We start from the raw sequence: 24,231 nt of genomic DNA on the forward strand, positions 1-24,231 counted from the left end.
CACTCGTAGCTCAGCTGGATAGAGTACTCGGCTACGAACCGAGCGGTCACAGGTTCGAATCCTGTCGAGTGCACCATATACCAAGAAGCCCGCGTTTAACGCGGGCTTTTTGCTGTCCGGGATTTGGCTTTTCCCTTCACACAGCCTCTTTCATCAAAATCAATTTGAGCACTGCGGCCTCGCTTGAGGTCGTAACGATAGCTCGTGGTCGACGTGCGCGTGTTGATCTTGTCGGGCTTGCCCAGTGCGCTTTCGACGTCACGCTGGCTCATGCCGGCAATCACCCGCCGGTTGATGATTGCTTCGCGCCGCTGTCTGCTATCGATCAGGTTTCCACATTTGTGTTCGGTGCCGCCGACGATGCCCGGTTCGCGTCCGCTGTCTTTCATGCCGGTCACTGCTTCGTGATTGAACTCCGGCATGATTGCGACCCAGCCAGGTGAGTAGGGGTGAACCTCCTGAATTGAGAGTTGCTCGCCTGTTGCGCAGCTCATCGATGTGAAGGTGACGCTGCCGTCAGCGGCCTGGCAACGATGAAGTGTGGTGGCGTTGGCAGGCGTGGTGTGGAGCAGGACGGTCAGTAGATATAGCGCGGGTTTTGCTGGCATTCGATGTCCTCCATGACGATCTAAGCTCAAGGGTAGTCGCTGCTTTTTGCGTTGCCGGTGTGTTTTCTTTTCAAGATGAGTCGTCGCATTTGCACGGGTCAGGCAGGTGCTCAGGTTTGTTTCGCAAGCGCTTGTTTCAGCCGTGATTTTTTCAACGTTTTAAACCGTCAGGCGTGTATCATTGCGCCCGTCAGCCCCGCCGGGGCTTATGGAAAACCTCCATGGACTTACCCAGTAGTTGTTCAGTAAACCGTTTCACCAATCATGAATTGACTGATTGATCCTTCCGGCGTGCCCCGCTGCTGGGAGTGGAGTTCGCCTATGTCCGAAATCGAAGTAAAGAAAACACAGGAAAGCCTGCAGGACCGCCTGGCTCAGGTCGTCGAGTTGCTGCAGCGCCAACGTGTCGTTGAAGACCTGACTCATCGCCAGGAAGGTCCGCACCACGACCGTGTGGAAAACCTGGTTCACCGGCAAAACCTCGTCGAGCTGCAACGCAAGCTCGATGATCTGCACTCCGCCGACGTCGCCTACATCCTTGAAGCCTTGCCGCTGGACGATCGTCTGACGCTCTGGCAACTGGTCAAGGCCGATCGCGACGGCGACATTCTTCTCGAAGTTTCCGATTCCGTCCGTGAAACGCTGATCGCCGACATGGACGATCACGAGCTCCTGGCTGCGGCCAAGGACATGGACGCCGACGAACTCGCTGACCTGGCCTCCGAGCTGCCGCGCGACGTTGTCCATGAGCTGATGGAGAGTCTGGATAACCAGCAGCGCGAACGCGTGCGCTCGGCCCTGTCCTATGACGAGGATCAGGTCGGTGCGTTGATGGACTTCGAGATGGTGACGATCCGTGAGGACGTCAGCCTTGAAGTGGTTCTGCGTTACCTGCGTCGCCTGAAAGAGCTTCCTGGTCACACCGACAAACTGTTCGTGGTCGATTACGACGGCGTGCTCAAGGGCGTGCTGCCGATCAAGCGTCTGCTGGTCAACGATCCGGAGAAGCAGGTCGCCGAAGTGATGGCCAGCGATCCGGTGAGTTTCCACCCGGACGAAGACGCCTACGACGCCGCTCAGGCATTCGAGCGTTACGACTTGATCTCGGCGCCGGTGGTCGACAAGAACGGCAAACTGATCGGCCGTCTGACCATCGATGAAATGGTCGACCTGATCCGTGAGGAAAGCGAAAGCGAAGTCCTCAACATGGCCGGTCTGCGCGAAGAGGAAGATATCTTCGCCTCGGTATGGAAATCCCTGCGTAACCGTTGGGCGTGGCTGGCGGTGAACCTGATCACTGCATTTGTCGCATCACGGGTGATCGGTCTGTTCGAAGGTTCGATCGAGAAGCTCGTGGCACTGGCGGCGCTCATGCCGATCGTGGCGGGTATCGGTGGCAACTCCGGTAACCAGACCATCACCATGATCGTGCGCGCCATGGCGCTGGATCAGGTCAGCACCGGCAACACCTCGCGCTTGATGCGCAAAGAGCTGGCGGTCGGTTTGATCAACGGTCTGGTCTGGGGCGGGGTGATCGGTGTGGTCGCGTACATGCTCTACGGCAGTTGGTCACTCGGCGTGGTCATGACGGCAGCGATGACGCTCAATCTGTTGCTGGCGGCGTTGATGGGCGTGTTGATCCCGATGACGCTGGCGAAAATGGGTCGCGATCCGGCGATGGGCGCCAGCGTCATGATCACGGCAATGACCGACAGCGGTGGCTTCTTTATCTTCCTCGGGTTGGCGACAATCTTCCTGCTCTGATCTTGTGCAATGAAAAGCCCGTCAAATCGACGGGCTTTTTTGTGCCTGCCACACTCAATTGCCAAGCGGCCATCTGTCATATTGCGGGCAAAAAAAAGCCAGCAATCATGCTGGCTTCAATATGTTCGGTATAACTCAGGACGCGTCTGCGGCCATTTCTGCGTCGTGTGCGATCAGCGACACCAGGGCGTTCTGCTGACGGTGCGACAGCTGACGGAAGCGTTGCAACAGCTCGCGCTCGTGCAGCGACAGCTCCGGGCTGTCCAGGCGCATGCTCAGCTCTTCGCCCAGTGCGCCTTCCTGAATAAGACTCTGCTCAAGGCGCGCAATGATCTCGGAGTTCATGCTGCGATGATGATTGCGAGCCACCTCGGCAATGCGTTCACGCATTCCGTCTGGCAGACGTACGACAAACTTGTCAGCCGTACGGCTGGAATAAATTGCCTGTTTCAATGGGCGCATATATTTAACCGGTTAGTTCAGGGGAGCGGTTCTCGGGATTGGCCGCAGGATGTGTGGTAGGACAAGCATCCGGACCAATTGGTTCAACCTGAATTGTTAAGAGGCCGGCATCATGCCTCAAAATTGCCAGATCATTGGCGTCAATTCTGTGACAAATATTGAGCCGGGTAAAGGCGTAATGCCAGCACCAGTTGTCAGAAATGCGGACTGGTTGGAAAACTTTCCATCCTTGCGTATCGCTGCCCGCTTTCGAATGCATATCCGTTGATGCCCGAAGACTTCAGAACGTGCATGCTATGCGGCTCGCTGTTCTTGATCCCTATGTGTACAGGATAGTGGCAATTTGCCGATTTACTAGAGGCAGGACCCGTCGGAGGGCGTTTTCGGGATGGATGGCAAGCTTTTTTACCTGATGGGGCCGTCCGGTTCGGGCAAGGACAGCCTGATCGATGCATCGCGTGAGCCACTGCGGGCGTTGAACTGTGAAGTAATGCGTCGGGTGATTACCCGCTCGGCGGAGTCCGTCGGCGAAGATGCAATTGGCGTGACGCCTGAAGAATTCGAACGGCGACAGCACGCCGGCGCTTTCTCCTTGGCCTGGCAAGCCAACGGCCTCTCCTACGGCATTCCAAGGGAAATGGATGAATGGTTGCAAGTGGGCCGGCACGTACTGGTTAACGGGTCGAGAGCGAACCTGCGTCAAGCAATGGAGAGGTATCCAACCCTGGTGCCGGTTCTGCTGACAGTCAACGATGAGGTCCTGCGCAAGCGCTTGCTTAGCCGTGGTCGGGAGACCCCTGAGCAAATCGATGCGAGGCTGGCTCGCAATGCGTTGTTCAAAGACCGAAGATCCAGCGACAGCCCCGTTCATCAGATCGACAACTCTGTTGACCTTGCTGTCGCGGTCTCTTCGTTATTGGAATTGATTCGGCTCAACGCAGAACCGGATCGAACTTGATCTTGCGCCCTGCAATCAGCGCTAGCACAAACAGCACCGCAAACACGCCACAGCCAACCAGAGGCAAGGTGACTTCCGTCTCCTCGAACAGCGCCAGGTGGGTAACGCCACTCAGTAAAGCGAGGATGAGAAATCCTGTCGCCGATTTGGACATGTTGTACTCCTGAAGATATTTCAAAAAACCAGACGTTCGGTGATTGGCGCCGAGGCTTGCTCAGGCTCGCTGACCATTTGTGTAGAAGCGTCGCTGCGCTCACTCAACACTGCCCACTGCGGCGCTTTCTGCACTTGCAGGTAATGCGGCATGCGCTGCGCCACTGGCTGCTCAACGTCAGCCTTGGGAAAAAAATGTGATCCGAGCAAGAAAGCCAGAGCCGCTGCGTTTGCAAGCAAGAGGGTGCTGTTCATGGCACGACGCTCCAAGTTGTTCTTTTTGATAGAACAGGCATAGCAGCCGCCGTGCCAACAGTGTAACGGCTGATAAGTCCTTTAAAAACAAGGGTTTGGTATGTTTTTTCCGGCGACGCTGATTGCAATCTGCAATGACCGCATTTCCGCGCAGTGCAATTTGCCCGGTAAAAGTTCCCGCAATCTTCCAGGGCGCTTGCCTACACTTAAAAAGCCCTACGGACGACATGACAAAACAGGGGCTGGCCGTTAACATGCACGCCGTCTGTCGCACCGTGTACAGGCCGCGTCGATCAGTGTCTCAGTAGCTCAATTGGATAGAGCATCCCCCTCCTAAGGGGAAGGTTGCAGGTTCGAACCCCGCCTGGGACACCAATAAATTAAGGCGTTTTCTGAAATTCTTGGTGGCACAAAGTTTTCGTGACAGCAGGGTGGCAGCAAGCGCTATGAAAGAGCCCCGCTCAGGCAGTGCCTTGGCGGGGCTTTTTAGTTTTAAGAGTTTATGCGAATTGGACTGAAAGGCCGGAGTTGGCGCTACCCGGATATCCGAAAGGTGTATCTGCACCAATGGCCGAGCGAAGCCGGTCGAGAAACTCTCTTGGTTCGAATTTTTTACCTACGATGGCTAGTGATTCTGGTCGGGGATTCTGCGAGCCTCTCGCCCGGTAGCCCACTACTGCCGGGGCTCCGATTTCAATGGCCTTTAAGCACATTCCCCGCATAAAAAACCGGTTGAACTCGCCCTCTGCTAGCAATTGGTGAGCGTCATGCCGCATCGCAATTGGCTTACCTTGGCGTAGGTCGTGCGGATTGAGCAGGCGTTGTCGCGCAATCTCGTTGGCCAGCCAATCGTCGGAATGGTTTACGGAGGCCTCCCTCAACAATTGGTGCCAGACGTTTTTTCCCTGGGCATTCAGGCGGGGGCTGAGATACAGAATTTGTCCTGCCAGATCGTTATCCATCTCTTGAATCATTAACCCACGGATCTCTGGATTGAGATCTTTTTGGTTCAGTCCCATGTCGCTCCCTCAACTGAAGAAACTGGCGCACAGGAAAGTGAGCCATTGTCGAAGAAGCGTAGCTCAATGCCGGCATATGCTTCGGCGAGTTTTACGCTACAGCCTGACAGCGGCATCCCTGATTCTTAAGACCGTCGTAGTGGAGCAGTTGGCGTGCCGCGCCGTCGCACGGATGCCCAGGCCGGCGCCGAGCAGTTCGGTGACGCGTCTGTGCAGATCGGTGTCGACCGGCCGCCCCTGATACTTGCCGGCAGCTTTTGCCTTCTTGATCCCCTGGGCCTGGCGCTCACGGCGCTGTTCGTAATCCTTGCGCGCGATTGCCGCCATCATTTCCACCAGCATCGAGTTGATGGCGCCCAGCATTCGGCCGGTGAACTCGTCGCCTTTGGTGTCCTGCATTCCTTGGTGACTGGTCGGCAGATCGAGCGCGACGATGCGCAAGCCTTTGGAGTCGATCGCAGCCTTGAGCTTCTGCCAATCCTCCACAGGAAGGCGTGAGAGGCGGTCTATCGACTCCACCAGCAGGACGTCACCCTTGCGCGCATCTTTGAGCAGGCGCAGCAGCTCAGGGCGGTCTGCAGAGGCGCCGCTAGCGTTCTCCAGGTACACGCTCGCGATCACTTTGTTGTGGTCAGTGGCGAATTGCTCGAGCGAAGCCCGGGCGCGGCCGGCGTCCTGCTCTTCGGTCGATGCTCGGAGGTATGCGCGGATGAACATATGTGCTCCGTATCAGTTTAGGTGTTCTACTAATAATGTTGCACTATGAGTGTCACTTATCAAGCGGATTGCGCAAATAAACACGAATTTGCGCGTATCAGCACGGGCATACCTTGAAATATCAGTAGAATGTCCGCAGCCCCTCAACCAAGGATGTGATATGCCGCCTGTGTACGCGCCACCAGCCTTCAAGGCTAATTCCTTTACTTGCCTTCACTGTCATACGCTTACCTCGATGTATTGGGGGGAGGTAGGAACCTCAATCAACGGGCGATATATGGACTTACCCTATCACCTTTGTATTTGCGGTCATTGCAACGGAAGGAGCCTTTGGCACGAAGACCCTAAGACCCTGAATCAGGGATACATCATTTTTCCAGCGTCGATATCTGTACCGGAGGCGCATGAAAACCTTCCTCCAGATTGCATGGATGATTTCGATGAGGCTCGGGAAATATGCGAACGATCGCCCCGCGGCGCGGCCGCTCTGCTGCGCTTGTGTCTCCAAAAGCTGTTGAAGCATTTGGGTGGAAAAGGGGAGCATATCGATACGGATATCAAAGCCTTGGTTGCCACGGGGCTAGATAAGCACGTTCAACAGGCACTGGATGTGATCCGCGTGACAGGAAACAATGCAGTCCATCCGCTGGAAATGAATCTCGAGGACGATCCAGATAGCGTGCTTGTACTCTTCGAGATGATCAACTTCATCGTCGAGGAACGCATCAGCAGGCCTCTTAAAACTCAAAGCCGATTCGCGAATCTTCCTGAGAAAGCTCGTTTGGCAATTGAAAAGCGGGATAAGCCGAAGGTGTAGATGTGAGCAGTTTTGCTCACATTGGATGTGCTCAAAACTGAGCAGATCTCAATGGCCCAATTCTGGACCATCGGACCTTCGTTTCAGAGCGAGCTGGGACGGATGTCTGTGCCGTTTTGCGTGCCTGATATCCGGTACTTCTGAACCTCGCCGGCGGCGACCTCCGTTGCTGTCTCTTTCACTGGCTGGCCGACCTGCATTGCGCACAAGCCACTGCCATCTTCGTCACCGCCGATGCCGACGATATGTCGACCCGGCTTGACGTGGAATTTTGCCACCTCTCCAGTATCCAGGCGGGCCGCTCTTTTCCCATCAATGAGCAAGGTAGTGAAGCATCCGCCCGAGGCCCAAAATCCATTATCACGGCTGACAACGAGCGTCGCACCTCCCGGGGTCTCAGCCTGATAGGCGTAGACGCGATCGGCTGGCACTCGCTTTGCTGACCCAGAATCCACGGGGGTGCTTGAGCACCCAGCAATCAAAGCGATGGCGGCGGCCGCTGGCAAAATCCTGCGCATGATTCGTCCTCAATGTTCGGAGGGCTGACTTTACACCAGGTCGACTAGATCTTGTCTTCGGCGTAGATCGACGCCGAGATGATCATTCCGCCCCACCGGCGTTCGCCGATGCAGATCGGTACCGGGTTACCGCTGGCCGTAGTGTTCTTGGCGCTTCCGAAAGCGTAGGACGGGGCGTTTTCGGGTGAGGTACTCTGCTTAAGGCCGGTTGCCTGCGGGCTGAGCATCTGGATCACACCACCCGCTGCGAGCGCGATGCCTGGCGCCAACGTTGCACCATTCGTGAATGGGCTCATGACGATCAGGGCTACACCGAGGATTGTTTGCAGCAGACCGGCGCGTTTGCTGCCGGCGATCACCGGTACGATGCGGATCTCCTTTGCTCCGCCCAGCTTCAGCTCCTGTTCGCCGATGTTCTTTCGATTCCTGAACACCGCGAATTCGAGACCCTTCCGTTTTGCGTCTGCGAGGTACTTCGCGAACCCTGGGCGGTTGACGTCGATCGCCTTCACGGCTTCCCGCGTGTCGCCGGTGGAAAGCTCGTAAATGTGTTCACGCCCGAACAGCTTGCCGGCTGATCCGCCCAGCAGGATGCGGGTTTTGGTGCCGTAGTTGGTGGCCATAGCCATGGTTTACTCCTTGGCGCCCTGGGCGCTGTTGTTGGGCACCGCAACGCCCAGCCGGATGGCGAGCAGCGAGCGCGACATACGCGCTTGGTCGACCGTCACCTGTTCGCGACGCGGGTCGTAGTTCCAGATCCGGTCGTAAATCCCCTGGTAGGCCCTGGCACCCCGGAAGGTGCCGCGCAGCAGGTCGGCCGACACTCTTGCTTCGTCCTCAGTGAAGAACGGCCCGTCAATGGTCACCTTCTGGCCGTCGCGGACGTGCTGGACATCCCACACCACGTAACCGGAGTCGGGACCTTGTTTCAGCGGGTACGATGAAAAATGGTTGGTTTTGCACGCTTCTGCGAAACGATCTTGATAGTTGGCCAAGGGCTATCTCCTGATTCGCGGCCGCCTGATTGCGGCCGCCCACCGTTGGGTCAGGCTGCGTTTTCAGCAGCTTCCTCATCGTCCGCGTTGGGAGTGTTCTTGAGCATCTCGGCGGTCGGCCCCTTGCCTGGTAGCTCAAGCGGGATAGGAGTGAGCCACTCCGCAAGGTTCGCGTAGCCCTCGCCGAAATCACCCCACTTCTGCACCTCGGTGGCCTTATTGTCGATTCCCACGCCGTCGGTGATTAAGCCGACAGCGAGGGCGCGAGCGTTCATCAGCGTTTCCCGCACGCCGATCGCAAGCAGGCCCAGCGTTATCACCGCATCCGGATAAGCAATGGCGATGCCCGCGCCGCCGAGCTTTACCGCTTGCTCATCCGTGTAGCCGCTGATCCTGGCCGGGCCGCGAAGGACAGCCGCTGCGATGCGCACTTCCTTGCCCTGTCGCATCTGCATGAGAAGATTCATACGCTCGTTGTTTGGCAGGTCGCTGGTGTATGCCCGGCACTCGGCATCCAGAGATGCGCCCACGGCGTCATTTGGCGAGAGAGCCAGGAATGGGAGGATTTTCTGGGATGCGTAGGTGTAGAGGTTTTGGGCTGTCTCCCGGATCGTCGGCATACCGTCCTTCACACCCATGACGTAATCGTCAAACGCAGCTGCTGATCGCCGCGTCTTTGCCTCTCGCGTCAGGTCGGCGTTTTCGCGGATGGCTTCCATTTTCGCCGATGCCTTCGAGTATTGATCGAGCATTGCGTCTTGAAGGCGCTGGAGTGGGCCAACATTTGGCCAAAGGGCCCAGGCGGTGCCGGGCAGATTTTCGGAGTGGTATTTCTTGAAGTCGTGAAGGAAAACAGTGGCAGATCCGACTTTTTGCATAGCGCCGACAGATCGTTGCAGGTTCATTTTGTGCACCTATGGTTGGTTTGCGTTTGTGGTTCAGGCTCGAAGTAGTCAGCGAGCGTCATTTGATCGGGATTCATCCCGCCGGCGGCCGCGGCGCTGAGCTCGTCCATGATCTGACTGATGGCTTGCACATCGTTATCGGTGGCCGCTAGGCCCAACTCGTTTTTGAGCTTGGCCAACTGCTTAAGAGGCTTCATTGCGCGCCTCGATAATTTGTCGATATTGCTCGGCGGCGTGCTGATCGATAGTCACACCCTCTGGAGGCCTGGTGACGATCCAGGCGCCGGGCGGTGGGGCGTGGCGGATATCCATGATCCCGACCTGAGCGCCATACCTGCCTGGTCGTTCAACGTGGCGCACGTGCAGGATCAGAGCCTTCGCCATCTCCTCGCACTGGTTGCTATCCATTGAGGAAAAGGGGAAAAACAGGCACTCGTTTTTCCCTTGGATTCGATAGTCCACCTGGTGTCCCGCAGTCTTGGGGAAGTCGGATTCTTGTTGCAGTTCGGTGGAGCTGGCGCGGATCACTGCCAGTACAATCAGCAGAACCGACTCGTCGGCCGCACCGATCTTTTGAGCCAGCCGCTGCAGTTCGGATTTCAGTGACTTGATGCTCATCGCTTCATTTCCTCGATTTGTAGGCGAAGCTCTTCCATCGCCTGTTGCAGCTCTGCCACCTCAATGACGCGAGCAACGGCCCCCAGTCCGAGAATGAGGTTCTTGCCCTGGTCGGGGGGAAGCTTCCCGTCAGCGATAGCCCTGAGCAGCGACCGGGCGGCACTCGGCAGGTCCGTGTCGTTCAGGTCGAACGTCACCGACTCCACTGAAGGTTTGATCGGCGGCACAAGCCGTTCAAGGATGAGCCGGCAGGCCTGCATATCTCCCTTCTTGGCGGCGGCCAGCACCTTCTTGGTCACCGCCTCGGCGCCCTCCGCCAGCTTCGCGCGGATCGCTTGGGTCTGCCCTGAGCGCCCGCCGGGGTTACCTGATTGCCCCGGCGCCCATTGCCCGGCGTTGGCGCGGCCCGTCACTGAGCGGCCTTCTTGCGCGCGCCGACCAGTTCGGCCGGATGCAGCAGTGCCAGTTCTGCAATGTGCAGATCGACGCCGGGGCCGGTGATATGGAAGCGGCCGCCGGCGAGCTCAGTCAGCGTCAACCCGCGCTCCGCAATCCAGCGCCGGGCGCGGTTGCGCTTGCTGCTGAAATTTCTAGGCGCGGGCAAGGCGAGACTCCAGGCCGATAACTGGTTTGTTCTCACTGAGGGCGATGAGCAGCGCGCAGGCTTCGATGCTGCCCGTGTCTGCGGCAGCGCGAAGGCGCGCCCAGGCCGAATTGAGCTCCGCCCGAGTAGGCTTGGCCTGTGGTCCTCGCTGTTTCGTTTGTTGGGTCTGCATGATCAATCCTCATTGGCTGCGAAACCGGGTGACGCAACCAAATTAGGACTTATCTGAGCGCATATCCAGTGTTTTATAGGTGCATCCCTCCACTCTTGGGAGAAACGGCCGAGCCTGCTCCGACCTGCTGTCAGGCGCTGGTTACCGTTAGATAATCGTAAAGTAACGTTGGGGGCATTGCCTCAATCGAGTGGTGGTAGATTGAAAGATTCAGTCACTAACGCGGATTGTGAGCAATGGATACTTATCTTTTCTCTGGGGCGATTCTCCCGGAACGGGCGCAGCTGCAGCTGCAAAACGCCCACAGATTTACTCATCTGAGCTCCGGAGTCACAGGCTCCATCCACATTAGCGTGCTTTGCAATCAGCTCGCTGTGTGGGTAACGAGTGAGGGCCATGATTGGGATATATTTGATCTACGAAATATAGTGAAAACCAGTGTGCAAAACCAAATTGCAATGGTTGGTTACCTGGTTGGCTATGCATATGACGTCGAGATCACGCGTGTTCTGTGTCCAGTTAAGGGCATCGACCATGTTTTTGGGATCGACATTCCATGTTTAGCAAGCCGGAACATCGGCTTGGATTTACAGCCGGCACTGGCAACGCTGGAGAGAAAGTCGTATGGCCCTAATGGAATGTTCCTCCACCGATGTTTCACGGACTTATGTTTCGCGATGAAGCACGCTGACGACACTGGATTTTATTGCTATCGAGCAATCGAGTCGTTGTTTCATCATTGCGCCGCCGTACACGGCTTAAGTCAGTCCAGTAAGCCTGTGAGGTGGGCGAAGTTTCGAGAGGTTTCATCCTGCGATGAGGCCACGCTTTATTTGATCAAGGAGGCAGCTGACCCATTGCGGCATGGAGAAGTGACAAGCTGTGGAGATGAGAATCGAGTGCAGCTCTTTACGTCAACGTGGGACGTAGTCGACGGGTACCTTAAAAGTGTGGTTGAGGTGCACGAAAACCTTGGGTGAGGCTTTGACAGGGTCTCGGCATCGTACGGCGAGCTTGACTGCCGAATAACCGGGACTTGGTCGATTGGAGAGACCAACACGTCTCAGTGAGACCAAAACGTCACACATCCGAGATGTTTCCCTATAGGACCGATATTTGGCAGTTGTTATCACTGCATTCGGAGATCTCCTCAGTTTTGAGGAAATTTGCGGAGCCCATATTTCGATCATCGATTGCGATTACCTGCCCGACCCATCTAAGACCGTATTCCCTGCAGAGCTGGCCCTGCTCATCGTTCGTAAGGCCGCATCGCTTGCCGACGACTTCGAGCAGCAGGCGCTTGATCAGCTCACCAGGGACGCCGCCTCAGCGATAGCCGCCGGCGCCGATCCGCGCCAGATAATCAGACAGATGCGTCTGTAACTCCCACCGCTGGTGGAAGTCTTGGTGTTCCACCATTGGTGGCGCATCGAGGTTTCCGCCATTGGAGTAAACCTCCCAGCCTTTTACGACCTTCTCGCGAAAGTGTCGGCAAGCCCGGCAGATGTGAGCAAAAGTCCGCGCATCTGTGATGTGCTCAGTTTTGAGCGCATCTTTCCCCACTTTTGGGGGCTGCAATTATTTTCCATCCCTCTGTTGATCTATGTAAGACAGTGTCTTACACTGAGCCTGTCAAGACGAGATGAGGCTCCCATGGCAAACACACCAACCGTAACGATGAGACTGCCCCAGGAATTGATCGAGCGCGTCGACGCATACGCAAAGCGCGTCACCGGTGATACAGGGGTCGAGGTAAACAGGACGGCAGCAATCCGCGCGCTTCTGGTGGCGGGGCTGGAAGTCAAAGAGAAGGGTAAGCAGTAACCGGCTGAGAATTTAGCCGATTAAAAAGAGGTGCCAACCCGGTGCGCTAACACCGGGAAGGCGATCACACGACGACACTTGAAGGTACACGTCATGCAATTTAAACAGAATACCATCCAAATTTTGGATGCGCACGGTCAGATCATCACCACCATGGTGCTGCCGGCCAACATCAAGCTTACCCAGTTGGCACCATTGAAGATCCTCGGCGATATCAGCGTGAAGGTCTTGCCGGGCGCTCCGGCTTTCAAAGGACTGAGCGTAGGGGGTGTGCTATGAGCCACTTGATAGAGCGCCGCAAGGCCTACGCCACCCACCTGCTCAAGACAGGTTTGCGTTATGGCTCTGAGGAGGACGTGGCGGCCCTGACGAAGGTGATCGAGGTGCAGATTGCCTCAATGCTCGCCACGCACTACAACCCTGGGCTGAATGACGCGCGTTATGACGTGTTCCGCAAGTTTTGGCTGCAAGGGGGTGTGAAATGAATCTGCAACCCCGCTCCATCCATGCAGAGCTGCTGAGCGAGGCAATACTCACTCCCGAGCAAATGTGCTCGATGAACTTCGCCAGAGAGGAGTTCGACAATCTGGCTCGCGTCCTGTGCCCGCTGCTGGATGTCATGCTTCTGGACGAGACAAACACAACCGCTTCCGACATTGCCCGTCACATCGAGCAGATCCGCCTGTTCAGCGGCAACTTCTGCTGGAAGCATCGTCACTTGGGCGCGTCTCACGGCGTGGTCGGCAAGGGGGACATGCAATGAATGGTTCTGTTCGAACGCGCGACGATTTGAGCTTCACCCAGCGCGACGTTGAGGGGCGTTTGATCAACTGGCCACGGAACAATCCCGGCGTGGCGGCCGATTGGCAGAAGGGTATCGACTTCTTTGAGTGCGAAGTGTGCGACCTGGCGACCCATGACGAAACTGAAGCGTTCGACGCGATCCGGTTCGCGCTTGTCGGGATGGGCGGGCGCTATACCTGCCTTGAAATTGGCTTTATCGAGCACGTAGCTCTGGCCGCGATGGTCGGCCTTCGTGCACTGCGTGAAGGTGCTCAGCCATTCATGCCTGCGGAGACCGACTGAGCAACTACGAAACTTTCGTTGTATCGACGGCACTACCCTGCAACGGGGTGGTGCCTTTTTGTTGTGGGAGCGACTCACGGCGCCGATCGCGAGCTACCGACCCTTGCCTTTCTCAGCCTGATAGATCAAATCCTTCCGAACCTCTTCCGCGCAAGGTCGACACATCCCGATCTGCGTCCAGGGCAAGAACTCAACAACCAGGAAAGTGAAGCCTCCGGAACGCTTACATTTACCTGCGTGCTGATGACTACAGGGCGCTTGTTTGTAGGTCTTCGGTCCCATTCTATTAACCTCCGGTGGTGGTAATTTAATAAGGGTGGGATTTTTTCCTTTTAGGTACTCCTCTGGAGGCCCCGGTTTTATTGGCGAGTAGTGGGAAAAAATCCCAGTACTCACGCAATGCAGCAAAACAACCGGACTCCACCGGACGAACAGCCGGCGATGACTGGGAAAAAATCCCAGTACTACGCGGAAAAATTCCCACCGAAAAACTCGAAATCAGATGAACTTGAAGCGTGGCGGGCCAGGGGATATTTCGAGGTCTTTCCCGGGGCAGTCATCAATTGCGGCCCAGGTGATCGCGTACAGTGCGCACCGTGCCATTCCCTGCTCTCTGCCCCCTTTGCGACTTTCCCTGGTGCGAACAATCAGGCCGGCATCCATCAGCTCAGACAGGGCGGAGGCGAGCGTTTTAGCGTCCATGGGTTTCCCCTTCGCGATCATCGAAGCCGTGCAAGAAAGGTCGCCGTTGTTGCGGCCGTTGTAGTTCCTGGCCAGCTTGATCAGCACGGTGACTGCCTTGGTCGACAGATTGTCGAAGGCATCACTGATCAGCAGTCGGTAGGGCAGGGCCAGCACTCGACCGCCGCCAAAGTCGACCTTGTATTTTGTCTTTCTGGCCATTCAGCGGCTCACAGGCAGGCGCCGAGGTGTCCTCAAAATTGAGGACACCTCCGCTTCTCTGGGTTACGACGCTTCGCGCAGGAGGATGTATTTGGCGACGCGATGAGGTGGCCGGCCTGGCTCGGTGGACTGGTGTGTCCAGTAGGTGCGGATTTCGTGACCTTTTTTCCTGAGGCGACGAATAGTGCTCGGTGGCTGAACGATGTCGAGCGTTTGAGCGGCCTCGACGGAGGAGACCGGCCCGTTTCTCAGTGCCTCGATCATCTTGCGGTCTTGCTCGGTTGAAGAATGGCGTGTCATAGTTTGCCCTTCACGTTGGTGCTATCCAGTGTGTTTTCGCTAAGGCGGTGCTCGAACACCGCCTTGGCAACCTCTCGCGCACTCCTGCGCATTTTTGCCTCCCCTATTCTCCAGAACCTCACCGCGAACCAGCTTTGGCGGCGCGTTCGATCCAGGCTTTCAGTTCGGTCATCAAGATCAAACGGCGCTTGCCGAGCTTGAAAGCCTTCAGCTCGCCTTGTGCGATTACTTCGTAAATCCCCGAGCGCGAGTGACCCACCAAGCGGGCTGCCTCTTCTACGCTCACCGAGATGGGTGTGGCCATGGTGGCTTGCAGCATTTTCTTCTCCTCTGGCGGCGGTTTTTTGGTGCCAGTGATTGCCAGTCTATACCGTGTATTTCTAAACGTGCAAGCAATTGCTAAACGAATCCGCACACAACCGGATTGACGAGAGAATGCGAGTCGAGCAAGCTATGGGGGTAGGTCAGTTGGGCTGACCTCATCAGAGCAGATGGAATGGTATGGCCACGAAGACGAGCAAGCGCACGGGCGAAACGAGCACCACGGTGAGCGTGGGGATCAGGATTGACCCAAAAATAAAGTTCGCACTGGACATCATGGGTCGCCTACAGAAACGCTCCCTTACAGCCGTTATCGAATGGTCGATTTCCCAGGCATTGGCCAGTCAAACAGATTTTGATGGCGGATCTCTTGGAGGGTCGCTAGACAAGATTTGGTCGACCGATGAGGCGGTAAGAACCGTGAACTTGGCAATTCACATGCCCGAGGCACTGACTTACGACGAGCTGAGGGTTTGGGAGACAATCAGGTCAAGTGACTATTTTTGGCAAACTTATCCAGACGGTTCATTCGGAGACGATTTCAATAGATTGGTGCTGAGTCGCATCAGGTCAAACTGGGGGACAATTTTGTCCCATGTTGAAAAGCACAAATCGTCCCCAACAGTGGTACCCATGACCGCCGATGACATCATCATTGATGACATACCGTTCTAGATCAGCTCAACTGCCGCTGCCTTGCTGTCGGGTGCGAGGTGGGCATAGCGCAGGGTCATCTTTATATCGGCGTGCCCCAGCAGATCCCGGATCGTGTTGAGCGGTACGCCGGCCATCACCAGGCGTGACGCGAAGTCATGCCGCATATCATGCCAGCGGAAGCCTTCGATCTCGGCGCGCTCTAACAGCTTGAGCCAAGCGCTTTTAACGTCCTCCAGACGGCCGCCTTCCTGACTCGGGAACACGTATCGAGATTTGCCGGCCAGCTTCTTCCAGTCTTCCAGCACACGCACTGTTTCCTTGTTCATCGGGATGTGTCGTGTGTCGCTTGTTTTGGTGGTGGCGCCGGCGGCGGTTATCGTCTTCGTCTGGAAGTTCACCGCGGACCATTTCAGGTCGAACAACTCTCCGCGTCTCATGCCTGTATTCAGCGATACCAGGACCATAGGCTTTAGGTGGTCTGTGAATGGGACCTGCAGCAAGCTAGGCATCAATTCCTTACCGCGATCCGCTCGCCACTTGTTCGCACTCTCGCGCTCCACCCTTGCTTCGTCTTGGCGGGCGTCCAGCGCTACCCGGAGCCGTTTCGTCTCTTCAGCATCTAAGTAGCGGACCAGTCCCATCGAGTCGACTTTTAAGGCTTTGAGCCTGTCCATCGGGTGGGTATCGATGTACTCCCACTCAACTGCTCTGCTGAATACCCCGCTAATGGAACCCATTTTTCGATTGACCGTCGACGGCTTGTTGCCTGACTGCATCCATCCCGTGCGGATCAGGTCCAGGTCGCGGCCCGTGATCTCGTCGAGACGCTGAGGCATGATTGGCTCGAAATTGTTGTCGAGCGTGTGCAGGGTTTTCTCATGCCCTTTGTGGTGCGTCTTGAACCAGGGCATATAGGTGTCATCGATGAACTGGCGCAAGGAGGGCAGGGCGATCCCCTTTCGAGCCTGAGCGACAGCCAGTGGCTCGCCGTGGGCGTGCGCGTCGGCGAGGTATTGAGCAGCCTCGGTTCTGGCTTGATCGAGCGTGAGGACACCAACGCGCCCCAGGGTGGCGTTCTTGTTACGTCCCCATGTGACCATATAGGACTTGTGACCGCTGGGCAGAACGCGGATAAAGAAACCCGGTTGCACGGTGTCATGCACGCGGTATGCTTTCGCTTCGGCGGCCAGGCTGCCGATCAACTTTTGTGTGATTTTGGTTTTCAATGGTTTGACCGTGACAGCAGGGTGGCAGCGAAAATCACTATACGGAGCAGTTTTCACGGACGCAACCGGACGATTACCGCCGTATTTGCTGGCCTTCCTCAAGTCTGGCGGGCTCGAAAATATCCCTCCTAAGGGGAAGGTTGCAGGTTCGAACCCCGCCTGGGACACCACCTCTTCAAAAAACAAAAAGCCCCGTCGCACTTACTCGTGCGGCGGGGCTTTTTGCGTTGGAGCGCTGGCGAGCTTTACAGCAACTCCGAGCGGCGCAACGCCTCGATGGTTTCAATCAGGTCGTCGTACGCCACTGGTTTACCCAGATGCTGATCGAACCCGGCTTCACGGGACTTCTGCATGTCGCTCTGAGTGCCATAACCGGTGAGGGCGATCGCCGGTACGTGTTTCGCCAGCGGCAGCTTGCGCAGTGCAGCCATCAGTTCATAGCCGGTCATGACCGGCATGCCGAGGTCGGAGATGATCAGGTCGTAGCGCGTGTTCTCAGCGTCTTTCAGCGCTGCCACGGGATGGTCGAAGGCCGTCACTTCGGCATCTTCCATTTCCAGGAGCATTTTCAAGGTCTCCAGCACTTCCGGCGAGTCGTCGACCAGCAGAATGCTCAAGCCCGCCAGCTTGCCCGACTCCGGTTCTGCCGAGGGCTGCTCCGCGGTTTCTACGGTTTCGGTTGCCAGCGGCAGGCATACGGTGAACGTGCACCCGGCGCCCAGGCCCGGTGAGGCGACCCGTACTGTGCCGTGTTGCGCCTCGGTCAGTTGCCGTACCAGCGACAAGCCAATGCCCAGTCCTTCGCGTTGATGATTGGTGTGCTGCTTTTCCGCCTGGCCGAACAGGTCGAACACGTGTTCGAGATTTTCCGCCGCGATACCGACGCCATTGTCCCTGACGTTGAGTTGAGCCATTTGCCCGCTTCTGCTGGCAATCAATTCGATGCGTCCGGTCGGCGGGGTGAATTTCAGCGCGTTGTTCACCAGATTCCAGATGATCTGTTCGACGCGGGTCGGATCGGCATGGATGAAAAGCGACTCTTCGGGCAGTTGCAGGTCGATGTGCGTTGCATGCTGTTCATTCAGCACGACCGTGTGGATGTCACGCAGCACAGCGCTCAGGTCGACGCGGGCCAGTTGCAGCTTGAGCTTGCCGGTGCGTACGCGAGCCACGTCGAGCAAGTCGTCGATGATCCGCGCCTGGCTGTTGACGGCATCGCAGATGGTATTGACCGCTTTGGTCGCCGGGCCGGCAGTACGGATCATCGGCAGGCGCCGCAGCAGTTCGGCGTTGAGCTGAATCAGATTCAACGGATGCTTGAGTTCGTGGGACATGACCGCAAAGAACTCGTCGCGCAACGACACCGTGTTGCGTGTCTGGGCCAGTTCCTTGCTTTGCTCGTCCTGCGCGCGTTTATGCCCGGTAAGGTCGCGGGCAATCTTCACATAACCCTGCAAGTAGTCGCCGCTGAGCAGCGTGACTTCGCCGCTGCAGAAAAACCGGCTGCCGTCCTTGCGTACGTGCCAGCGCTCGTCCTGAGCGCGCCCGTGCTGACGAGCCGTGGACAGTTCGTTTTCAGCCATGCCGGCAGCACGGTCTTCGGCTGTGAAGATGAAATCGTAGTACTGACCTTCGGCCTCGTTTTTGCTGTGGCCAAAGATCAGTTCAGCGCCTTTGTTCCAACTGGTGATCGCACCCATTTCATCGAGGATGATAATCGCGTAATCACGTGTACTCTCAGCGACCAGTCGCATGCGTTCTTCGCCCAGGCGCAGCTCTTCCTCGGCTTCGCGGCGTTTGCTGATGTCGATGAAGGTCAACACGGTGCCGTCGATGTGGTCTTCGCTGGAGCGATAAGGCAGCAAGCGGGCGATGTACCAGCGGTTATCGGTACTGTTGACCTCGCGTTCGATCATGTTCAGCGATTCGAACACTTGCGCCGCGTCCTCGGTCATCGCCGGGTAATTCAGGCGATGGGTGATATCCAGCAGTGAACGGCCGGTGTCTACCGGCAACATGCTGAAGATGTCGGTGGCGCGCGGCGTGAACCATTTGATGCGCATGCTGCGATCGACGAACACCGTAGCAATGTCGGTAGAAGCGATCAGATTGGTCAGATAATCGTTGATCTTGTCGGTTTCTTCGACTTTGGTCTTCAGCTCGTAGTTGACCGTCAACAGCTCTTCATTGATTGACTGCAACTCTTCCTTGCTGGTCTCGAGCTCTTCGGTGGCCGAGCGCAGTTCTTCGTTGATCGCCTGCATCTCCTCGTTGGAAGCCTTGAGCTCTTCGCTGGAGATTTCCGACTGTTCGATGGTGTCCTGCAAATGCAATTTGGTGCGTTGCAGCTCACGTTCGAGGTTGGAGAGCACCTGGCTTTCAGTCTGCAGCATCGTGGTCAACGCCTGCTCGTGCGCGTCGATCTCCGTTTCATCGAAGGTCACCAGCACGCACTCGCTGTCGAAGTCGTCGTCCTTGTACGGCTGCGCAATCAGCGTGATGCGGTATTGGCGCTCCTCGCGCTTGAGCAGCACTTCACGCGAGCGCACGGTGAGGTTGCTTTGCTGCACCTGGAACAGCGTCGTGCGAATTTCCAGGCGCAGTTCCGGCAGGATCAGAGTCAGCAGGTTGCGTGACAGCTCGCCGCCGACATGCCGCAGGAAGCGCCCGGCGGCTTCGCTCATGTGAAGGATATCGGCGTTGGTGTCGACGATAATGCTCGGCGGGGCGAAGCGTTCTATGGCGCGGCGGTGGATATCGGCAAACGACAGCTTGACGGGCTCGATGGCTTTCGATGGCGGTCGGGAAACGCTGGTGCGCATATAACCGCCACTCGGCATGGTCGGGGTGCGGCGGCTGTTCGCCGTACCAGTCTTGGCGCGGAAGATGCGGTTGCGCTTGTCCACTGGCGCGAACAGTTCATGGCAGGCATCGGCGCTTTCCGAGGTGCCGAGAAACAGGAAACCACCCGGTCGCAGGGCAAAGTGGAACATCTGCAGGATTTCCCGCTGCACCTCGCGATCCAGGTAAATCAGCAGATTGCGGCAAACGATCAGGTCGATCTGCGAGAACGGCGGATCGGACAACAGGCTGTGCTTGGCGAACAGCACTTTCTCGCGGATTTCCTTGCGGATCCGGTAGTGGTCATCGTCTTTGACGAAATAATGCCGAAGGCGTGTTGGCGGTACGTCGGTGACGATGGCTTGCGGATAGGTGCCGGCGCGGCCAGTGGTGATCGCGCGTTCGTCGATATCGGTGGCGAACACTTGCAGGTTGGCCTTGCTGCTTTGTACCTGCATCTGATCATCGAGCAGGATTGCCAGGCTGTAGGCTTCTTCGCCGGTCGAGCAGCCGGCAGACCAGACGCGCAATTCTTCTTTTTCCGACGAGTCGGCAACCGATTGCACCAGTTGCGGCAGCACATCGCGCTCAAGGGCTTCGAAGGCTTCGCGGTCACGGAAGAAGTTGGTCACGCCGATCAGCATGTCGCCGAGCAGGGCCTTGGATTCTTCCGGGGTGTTTTGCAGGTAGTCGTAATAGGCGCCGAGGTCAGACTGGCTGGTGACCTGCATGCGCCGCTCGATGCGGCGCAGCACGGTGGCGCGCTTGTAGTGTTTGAAATCGTGACCGGTGCTGCTGCGCAGGTACAACAGGATCTCATGCAGGCGTTGTTCGGCGATCGACGCTTCGTGTTCGTTTGCAGGCTTCAAGGCTTTCAGGTCGGGATCATTGGCGCTGGGTAATTTGATGTTCTGAGAGTTGCGCCACAGCTCCATCAGTTTCTGCGGCATCTCGACCACTGGCAGTATCAGATCGACCATGCGCGTCTCGATGGCGGCGCGCGGCATGCCGTCGAACTCGGCGTCTTCCGGCACTTGTACCAGCGTCACGCCACCCTGTTCCTTGATTCGCGACAAGCCCACCGCACCATCGGAACCGGTGCCTGAAAGCACCAGGCAAAAAGCCCGCTCGCGATGCACATCGGCCAGATCGCGGAAGAACAGGTCGATGGCAGTGTGGCGCGCTTGCGGTGAGCCAGCGAGGCTGACGCGCAGGTAGCCGTCATTCATCGTCAGCGAGTGCGCCGGAGAAATCACGTACACGCAGTTCTTTTCGATCGGCACCGGCTGCGTCACTTGCAGCACCGGCATGCGCGTCGATTCCTGAATGATCTGGTCGGCGATGCTCTGGTGATCGGGCGACAGGTGCAAAATGATCACGAACGCCATGCCACTGTCCTTCGGCATATGCTCGAAAAACAGCTTGATTGCTTGCAGGCCGCCCGCCGAGGCGCCGATGCCCACCACGGGGAAATTCAGGTGGCTGGGGGTCAGGTCCTTGCGTTCGGGCGCAGAGGGCGAGGCAGGGGTTTTCGAGGTCATCACTTCGGCCTTTTTTGTGGCGGTACAAGCGTATCGCGGACGTCCGGGGGCGCAGGTAATTGAGCAGAATAAACCTCATTTGCGGATCTGCCTGCACTTTTGAAGGACAAATGTGCTGCCTGTGTTTTTGACATCCGGCGAACGACGACCGTGCCGATTATTTTGCCGGTGTGATGATCGGTTGTCAGTGGTTGTTAATTTCGATCCTCAGACGCTTCGACAATCTCAACGAAGAATCTTGAGCAGCACCCTCAGGCCCCGGGATTTTTGGCCGATAACCCGAACGGTGAGTTCAGACTCCAGCGAAATCGCTTGATGGCGCATGGCCTCCGGCTATCATCTGCGCGCCTGAAATCGCCTCGGTTCGTTTTCTTCAATTGCCTGGAAATCTTCGATGTCGTCGTATCACCAAAAAAGCTTTCTGATCGTCGATGATTTTTCCGATTTCCGCAGTTCCGTGCGTTCGATGTTGCGTGAGCTCGGCGTCAAGGATGTCGATACTGCCGACACTGGCGAGCAGGCGCTGAAGATGTGCTCGCAGAAGTCCTACGATTTCATTCTTCAGGACTTCCACCTCGGCGACGGCAAGAAGAACGGCCAGCAGGTGCTCGAAGACCTGATGTCGGAAAAGCTCATCAGCCACGAAGCCGTTTTCGTCATGGTCACCGCCGAGACCAGTCAGGCGATGGTGCTCAGTGCGCTGGAGCATGAGCCGGATGCGTACCTGACCAAGCCGTTCAACCGTTCCGGGCTGGCCCAGCGCCTTGAGCGTCTGGAGCAACGCAAGACGTTGCTCAAACCGATTCTGCAGGCCCTCGATCGCGGTAAGCCGGTCGAGGTGCTCAATGCCTGTATTGCCCTGTGCAAACAGGACATCCGCTATTCGCCGCTGTGCCTGCGTTACCGCGCCGATGCGCTGCGCGACATGAACCAGAACGAAGCGCTGGAGCGGCTCTACGACGGCATCATTGCCGACCGGCCGTTGCCGTGGGCCTTCGCCGGATTGGGCAAGTTGCTGTTCAAACGCGGGCAGGTAACGCAGGCCAAAGAGGTCTATGAAAAGGCCTTGAAAGTGTTCCCGATGATGCCGGCGCTGTATGACGGCATGGCCGATGTGCTGGTGGCCGAAGGCGACAGCAAAGGCGCGCAGCGGGTGCTCGAAGAAGCGATTCGTCTGTCGCCGCTGGCGGTGCGCCGTCAGGCTTTGCTCGGCAAACTGGCGATGGCCAACGAAGATTTCGAAACCGCCTCGCGGGCTTATCGTCAGGCCGTGGCGCAGGGCGCGCAGTCGCGTTTCAAGGACCCGGAAAGCAATCTTGGCCTGGCTCATGCACTGATCAGCAAGGGCAGCGATCGCGGCCTCGACACGCGCACGCGGCTGGAGATCAACACTACGCTCAGTGCCGTGGCCAAGGAGAACCCGAGCGATCCCGGCCTGCAAATTCGCGCGCGGCTGATGAAGGCCACCAGCCTGTTGCTCAACGACGCCGAAACCGCCGACAAGCTCACCGAACAAGCACTGATGCGCCTCGATGGCATGGAGCAATTCATGAGCCCCGAGGCGGCGTTGCTGGTGGCCAAGCAGTTGCAGATGCTCGGTCAGGCCGAGGCGGGCACTTCGATGCTCAAGAGCTGCGCGGAGATTTACGGTGATGACCCGGCGGTGATGAAAGACATTGCCAAGCTCACCGACGATCCGACGATTCTCAGTTCGAGTAACGCTGCGGCCGATCTCAATCGCCAGGGCGTGCGCGTGTACAAGACCGGCAATCTGGTCGAGGCCCGCGAGGTGTTCCGCAAGGCGCTCAAGCTGCAACCGAAAAACATCAGTATTGCGCTGAACCTGGCCCAGTCGCTGCTGCACGGCACCGACACCAGTGTGCCGTCGGCGGAACTGGAAGAATGTCGGGCCTGCCTGAAACTGGTGGGCCTGATGCCCGACACCGACGCGCGTTTTGCGCGTTATCAGAAGCTGAAAAGCAAGGCGTTTGGCGAATGAACCCAATTGATCCGGCGCTGGATTTTTCCACGGTGATTGCCTCCACCGTCCACGACATGAAGAACTCCCTGGCCATGCTGATGCAGGCGCACAGCCAATGGCTGGCGCGTCTGCCGAAAGAGCTGCGCGACGGCTCGGAGCAGGGCGTGATCGACTTCGAGTTCGCCCACCTCAACGGCATGCTGGTGCAGTTGCTCGGGCTGTACAAACTCGGCGTCAACCAGTTGCCGCTACAGCCGGCCTATCACGAACTCGACGATTTCATTGAGGCGCAACTGGCCGCGCATCAGGAAGTGTTTGCCAGTCGCGGCATCATCGCCACTTATGAAGTGGACCCGTTGAGCCCGCTGGGTTTCTTCGATCGCGAGCTGATCGCCTCGGTGCTCGGCAACTGCATCAACAATGCGATTCGCTACGCCCGCGAGTCGTTGCTGATTACCGTCAGCGACGAAGCCGGGCAACTGGTGCTGAGCATCAATGACGATGGCGACGGCTATCCAGCAGAGATGCTCGAGCGTCAGGCCGATTATGTGCAGGGCATCAATCACAGCAGCGGCAGCACCGGCCTCGGTCTGTATTTCGCCAATCGCATCGCCGCGCTGCATCAGCGCAACGGCGTGGAAGGGCGCACCGAGATCAGCAATGGCGGGCCGTTGGGTGGTGGGGTGTTCAGCCTCTACTTGCCCTGAGGTCTGGTGTAGGAGCTGCCGAAGGCTGAGATCTTTTGATTTTAAAAAGCAAGATCAAAAGATCGCAGCCTCGTTGCACTCGTCAGCTCCTACGGCTCCTGCACAAGATCGGGATTTTTGTGGGCGCTGCTTGATATTCCGAACAGCCGCAGCCTATTTTGTCCGGGTCGCCGTTCGCGGCTCGCACAACAACAAGGATTGCGTCATGACAACCGATGGCCAGGGTTCACTCGCGCAGCGATTGACCGGCATTGATGAGATTGAATGTGTCACCCCGGA

General features: G+C 57.3%; 32 protein-coding genes and 1 tRNA gene. 14 read left to right on the forward strand and 19 right to left on the reverse strand.

The features are described from left to right. Nucleotides 1-95 precede the first annotated feature (95 nt). Nucleotides 96-608 (reverse strand): cell envelope protein SmpA, encoded by a 513-nt coding sequence (locus tag AAEZ10_RS09395; protein ID WP_350568918.1) that lies wholly within the window; start codon nt 606-608, stop codon nt 96-98. 321 nt (nt 609-929) lie between these two features. Between AAEZ10_RS09395 and mgtE the strand changes: the two genes are divergently transcribed. Beyond that, nucleotides 930-2,372, forward strand: a complete 1,443-nt coding sequence (gene mgtE / locus AAEZ10_RS09400) for a magnesium transporter (protein WP_016773597.1) — start codon at nt 930-932, stop codon at nt 2,370-2,372. A 135-nt stretch (nt 2,373-2,507) separates the two neighbouring features. Here the strand turns inward: mgtE and AAEZ10_RS09405 are convergent, their stop codons facing one another. Beyond that, entirely contained in the window at nt 2,508-2,834 is a 327-nt protein-coding gene (locus AAEZ10_RS09405) for an Arc family DNA-binding protein (RefSeq protein WP_003178899.1), read from the reverse strand. 388 nt (nt 2,835-3,222) lie between these two features. Here AAEZ10_RS09405 and phnN point away from each other — a divergent pair, with 388 nt between their 5' ends. Continuing rightward, entirely contained in the window at nt 3,223-3,792 is a 570-nt protein-coding gene (gene phnN / locus AAEZ10_RS09410) for a phosphonate metabolism protein/1,5-bisphosphokinase (PRPP-forming) PhnN (protein ID WP_350568921.1), read from the forward strand. Here the strand turns inward: phnN and AAEZ10_RS09415 are convergent. Continuing rightward, the gene (locus tag AAEZ10_RS09415) at nt 3,767-3,946 is read right to left on the reverse strand and encodes a PA3371 family protein (protein WP_016773599.1); all 180 of its coding nucleotides are present in this window, start codon (nt 3,944-3,946) and stop codon (nt 3,767-3,769) included. The two genes, phnN and AAEZ10_RS09415, sit on opposite strands and share 26 nt — an antisense overlap. Nucleotides 3,947-3,966: 20 nt before the next feature. After that, nucleotides 3,967-4,200: a hypothetical protein gene (locus AAEZ10_RS09420; protein ID WP_041479268.1), complete on the reverse strand. Its 234-nt coding sequence runs from the start codon at nt 4,198-4,200 to the stop codon at nt 3,967-3,969. Between the two features lie 298 nt (nt 4,201-4,498). On the opposite strand from AAEZ10_RS09420, the gene AAEZ10_RS09425 reads away from it, so the two are divergent. Next, nucleotides 4,499-4,575 (forward strand) — tRNA-Arg (locus tag AAEZ10_RS09425). A gap of 125 nt (nt 4,576-4,700) precedes the next feature. On the opposite strand, the gene AAEZ10_RS09430 is transcribed toward AAEZ10_RS09425, so the two are convergent. Further along, nucleotides 4,701-5,219: a hypothetical protein gene (locus AAEZ10_RS09430; protein WP_350568924.1), complete on the reverse strand. Its 519-nt coding sequence runs from the start codon at nt 5,217-5,219 to the stop codon at nt 4,701-4,703. 96 nt (nt 5,220-5,315) lie between these two features. Then, the gene (locus AAEZ10_RS09435; protein ID WP_350568926.1) at nt 5,316-5,936 is read right to left on the reverse strand and encodes a recombinase family protein; all 621 of its coding nucleotides are present in this window, start codon (nt 5,934-5,936) and stop codon (nt 5,316-5,318) included. Nucleotides 5,937-6,363: 427 nt separating this feature from the next. Between AAEZ10_RS09435 and AAEZ10_RS09440 the strand changes: the two genes are divergently transcribed. Next, nucleotides 6,364-6,753, forward strand: coding sequence for a DUF4145 domain-containing protein (locus tag AAEZ10_RS09440; protein WP_350568928.1), 390 nt, complete (start codon nt 6,364-6,366; stop codon nt 6,751-6,753). A gap of 83 nt (nt 6,754-6,836) precedes the next feature. On the opposite strand, the gene AAEZ10_RS09445 is transcribed toward AAEZ10_RS09440, so the two are convergent. Genes AAEZ10_RS09445 through AAEZ10_RS09480 form a run of 8 tightly spaced genes read right to left on the reverse strand, consistent with a single transcriptional unit; the run spans nt 6,837 to nt 10,393 of the window. Further along, entirely contained in the window at nt 6,837-7,271 is a 435-nt protein-coding gene (locus tag AAEZ10_RS09445; protein ID WP_350568930.1) for a hypothetical protein, read from the reverse strand. A 44-nt stretch (nt 7,272-7,315) separates the two neighbouring features. Next, the gene (locus tag AAEZ10_RS09450; RefSeq protein WP_350568932.1) at nt 7,316-7,900 is read right to left on the reverse strand and encodes a tail assembly protein; all 585 of its coding nucleotides are present in this window, start codon (nt 7,898-7,900) and stop codon (nt 7,316-7,318) included. A 3-nt stretch (nt 7,901-7,903) separates the two neighbouring features. Then, nucleotides 7,904-8,266 (reverse strand): hypothetical protein, encoded by a 363-nt coding sequence (locus AAEZ10_RS09455; RefSeq protein ID WP_350568934.1) that lies wholly within the window; start codon nt 8,264-8,266, stop codon nt 7,904-7,906. Nucleotides 8,267-8,316: 50 nt separating this feature from the next. Further along, nucleotides 8,317-9,171 carry a hypothetical protein gene (locus tag AAEZ10_RS09460; RefSeq protein ID WP_350568936.1) on the reverse strand — a complete coding sequence of 285 codons (855 nt, stop codon included), beginning with the start codon at nt 9,169-9,171 and terminating at the stop codon, nt 8,317-8,319. Further along, on the reverse strand, nt 9,168-9,368 hold the full coding sequence (locus tag AAEZ10_RS09465; RefSeq protein ID WP_350568938.1) for a hypothetical protein: 201 nt from the start codon (nt 9,366-9,368) through the stop codon (nt 9,168-9,170). Before AAEZ10_RS09465 ends, AAEZ10_RS09460 begins: the two co-directional genes overlap by 4 nt. Then, nucleotides 9,355-9,789: a hypothetical protein gene (locus AAEZ10_RS09470; RefSeq protein WP_350568940.1), complete on the reverse strand. Its 435-nt coding sequence runs from the start codon at nt 9,787-9,789 to the stop codon at nt 9,355-9,357. Before AAEZ10_RS09470 ends, AAEZ10_RS09465 begins: the two co-directional genes overlap by 14 nt. Further along, nucleotides 9,786-10,202: a DUF5681 domain-containing protein gene (locus AAEZ10_RS09475; protein WP_350568942.1), complete on the reverse strand. Its 417-nt coding sequence runs from the start codon at nt 10,200-10,202 to the stop codon at nt 9,786-9,788. Before AAEZ10_RS09475 ends, AAEZ10_RS09470 begins: the two co-directional genes overlap by 4 nt. Beyond that, nucleotides 10,199-10,393 (reverse strand): hypothetical protein, encoded by a 195-nt coding sequence (locus AAEZ10_RS09480; protein WP_350568944.1) that lies wholly within the window; start codon nt 10,391-10,393, stop codon nt 10,199-10,201. The genes AAEZ10_RS09475 and AAEZ10_RS09480 overlap by 4 nt, the downstream gene beginning before the upstream one ends. A 408-nt stretch (nt 10,394-10,801) precedes the next feature. Between AAEZ10_RS09480 and AAEZ10_RS09485 the strand changes: the two genes are divergently transcribed. The 7 genes from AAEZ10_RS09485 to AAEZ10_RS09515 all read left to right on the forward strand — a co-directional run bounded on the left by AAEZ10_RS09485 (nt 10,802) and on the right by AAEZ10_RS09515 (nt 13,475). Next, nucleotides 10,802-11,545: a DUF8168 domain-containing protein gene (locus AAEZ10_RS09485; RefSeq protein WP_350568946.1), complete on the forward strand. Its 744-nt coding sequence runs from the start codon at nt 10,802-10,804 to the stop codon at nt 11,543-11,545. Nucleotides 11,546-11,681: 136 nt separating this feature from the next. Beyond that, entirely contained in the window at nt 11,682-11,948 is a 267-nt protein-coding gene (locus tag AAEZ10_RS09490) for a hypothetical protein (protein WP_350568948.1), read from the forward strand. A 24-nt stretch (nt 11,949-11,972) separates the two neighbouring features. Next, nucleotides 11,973-12,389 (forward strand): ribbon-helix-helix domain-containing protein, encoded by a 417-nt coding sequence (locus AAEZ10_RS09495; RefSeq protein WP_225926615.1) that lies wholly within the window; start codon nt 11,973-11,975, stop codon nt 12,387-12,389. Nucleotides 12,390-12,482: 93 nt separating this feature from the next. Next, nucleotides 12,483-12,668, forward strand: coding sequence for a hypothetical protein (locus AAEZ10_RS09500; RefSeq protein ID WP_115990499.1), 186 nt, complete (start codon nt 12,483-12,485; stop codon nt 12,666-12,668). Further along, nucleotides 12,665-12,874 (forward strand): hypothetical protein, encoded by a 210-nt coding sequence (locus tag AAEZ10_RS09505; protein ID WP_350568951.1) that lies wholly within the window; start codon nt 12,665-12,667, stop codon nt 12,872-12,874. The genes AAEZ10_RS09500 and AAEZ10_RS09505 overlap by 4 nt, the downstream gene beginning before the upstream one ends. Further along, nucleotides 12,871-13,152 (forward strand): hypothetical protein, encoded by a 282-nt coding sequence (locus AAEZ10_RS09510; protein WP_350568953.1) that lies wholly within the window; start codon nt 12,871-12,873, stop codon nt 13,150-13,152. The genes AAEZ10_RS09505 and AAEZ10_RS09510 overlap by 4 nt, the downstream gene beginning before the upstream one ends. Beyond that, complete coding sequence (locus AAEZ10_RS09515) at nt 13,149-13,475, forward strand: hypothetical protein (RefSeq protein WP_350568955.1); 327 nt, start codon at nt 13,149-13,151, stop codon at nt 13,473-13,475. Before AAEZ10_RS09510 ends, AAEZ10_RS09515 begins: the two co-directional genes overlap by 4 nt. A 498-nt stretch (nt 13,476-13,973) precedes the next feature. On the opposite strand, the gene AAEZ10_RS09520 is transcribed toward AAEZ10_RS09515, so the two are convergent. The 3 genes from AAEZ10_RS09520 to AAEZ10_RS09530 all read right to left on the reverse strand — a co-directional run bounded on the left by AAEZ10_RS09520 (nt 13,974) and on the right by AAEZ10_RS09530 (nt 14,997). Beyond that, a complete protein-coding gene (locus tag AAEZ10_RS09520; RefSeq protein WP_115989108.1) occupies nt 13,974-14,378 on the reverse strand; it encodes a helix-turn-helix domain-containing protein in 405 nt (134 codons plus the stop codon). A gap of 63 nt (nt 14,379-14,441) precedes the next feature. Beyond that, complete coding sequence (locus tag AAEZ10_RS09525) at nt 14,442-14,678, reverse strand: helix-turn-helix domain-containing protein (RefSeq protein ID WP_274329894.1); 237 nt, start codon at nt 14,676-14,678, stop codon at nt 14,442-14,444. A 118-nt stretch (nt 14,679-14,796) separates the two neighbouring features. Continuing rightward, a complete protein-coding gene (locus AAEZ10_RS09530; protein WP_115989110.1) occupies nt 14,797-14,997 on the reverse strand; it encodes a helix-turn-helix domain-containing protein in 201 nt (66 codons plus the stop codon). Between the two features lie 182 nt (nt 14,998-15,179). On the opposite strand from AAEZ10_RS09530, the gene AAEZ10_RS09535 reads away from it, so the two are divergent. Continuing rightward, nucleotides 15,180-15,674 carry a hypothetical protein gene (locus AAEZ10_RS09535; RefSeq protein WP_115989111.1) on the forward strand — a complete coding sequence of 165 codons (495 nt, stop codon included), beginning with the start codon at nt 15,180-15,182 and terminating at the stop codon, nt 15,672-15,674. Here the strand turns inward: AAEZ10_RS09535 and AAEZ10_RS09540 are convergent. Then, nucleotides 15,671-16,882, reverse strand: a complete 1,212-nt coding sequence (locus AAEZ10_RS09540) for a site-specific integrase (protein WP_350569210.1) — start codon at nt 16,880-16,882, stop codon at nt 15,671-15,673. The two genes, AAEZ10_RS09535 and AAEZ10_RS09540, sit on opposite strands and share 4 nt — an antisense overlap. Before the next feature lie 245 nt (nt 16,883-17,127). Continuing rightward, nucleotides 17,128-21,264: a CheR family methyltransferase gene (locus tag AAEZ10_RS09545; RefSeq protein WP_350568958.1), complete on the reverse strand. Its 4,137-nt coding sequence runs from the start codon at nt 21,262-21,264 to the stop codon at nt 17,128-17,130. Nucleotides 21,265-21,658: 394 nt separating this feature from the next. Here AAEZ10_RS09545 and AAEZ10_RS09550 point away from each other — a divergent pair, with 394 nt between their 5' ends. Further along, nucleotides 21,659-23,263: a tetratricopeptide repeat-containing response regulator gene (locus AAEZ10_RS09550; protein ID WP_042607193.1), complete on the forward strand. Its 1,605-nt coding sequence runs from the start codon at nt 21,659-21,661 to the stop codon at nt 23,261-23,263. After that, on the forward strand, nt 23,260-23,952 hold the full coding sequence (locus tag AAEZ10_RS09555) for a sensor histidine kinase (RefSeq protein WP_016773604.1): 693 nt from the start codon (nt 23,260-23,262) through the stop codon (nt 23,950-23,952). The genes AAEZ10_RS09550 and AAEZ10_RS09555 overlap by 4 nt, the downstream gene beginning before the upstream one ends. Nucleotides 23,953-24,231 lie beyond the last annotated feature (279 nt).

The organism is Pseudomonas sp. H26/SER47-MNA-CIBAN-0231 (genome assembly GCF_040310465.1).
In the GTDB taxonomy this organism is placed as follows: Bacteria; Pseudomonadota; Gammaproteobacteria; order Pseudomonadales; family Pseudomonadaceae; genus Aquipseudomonas; species Aquipseudomonas atacamensis.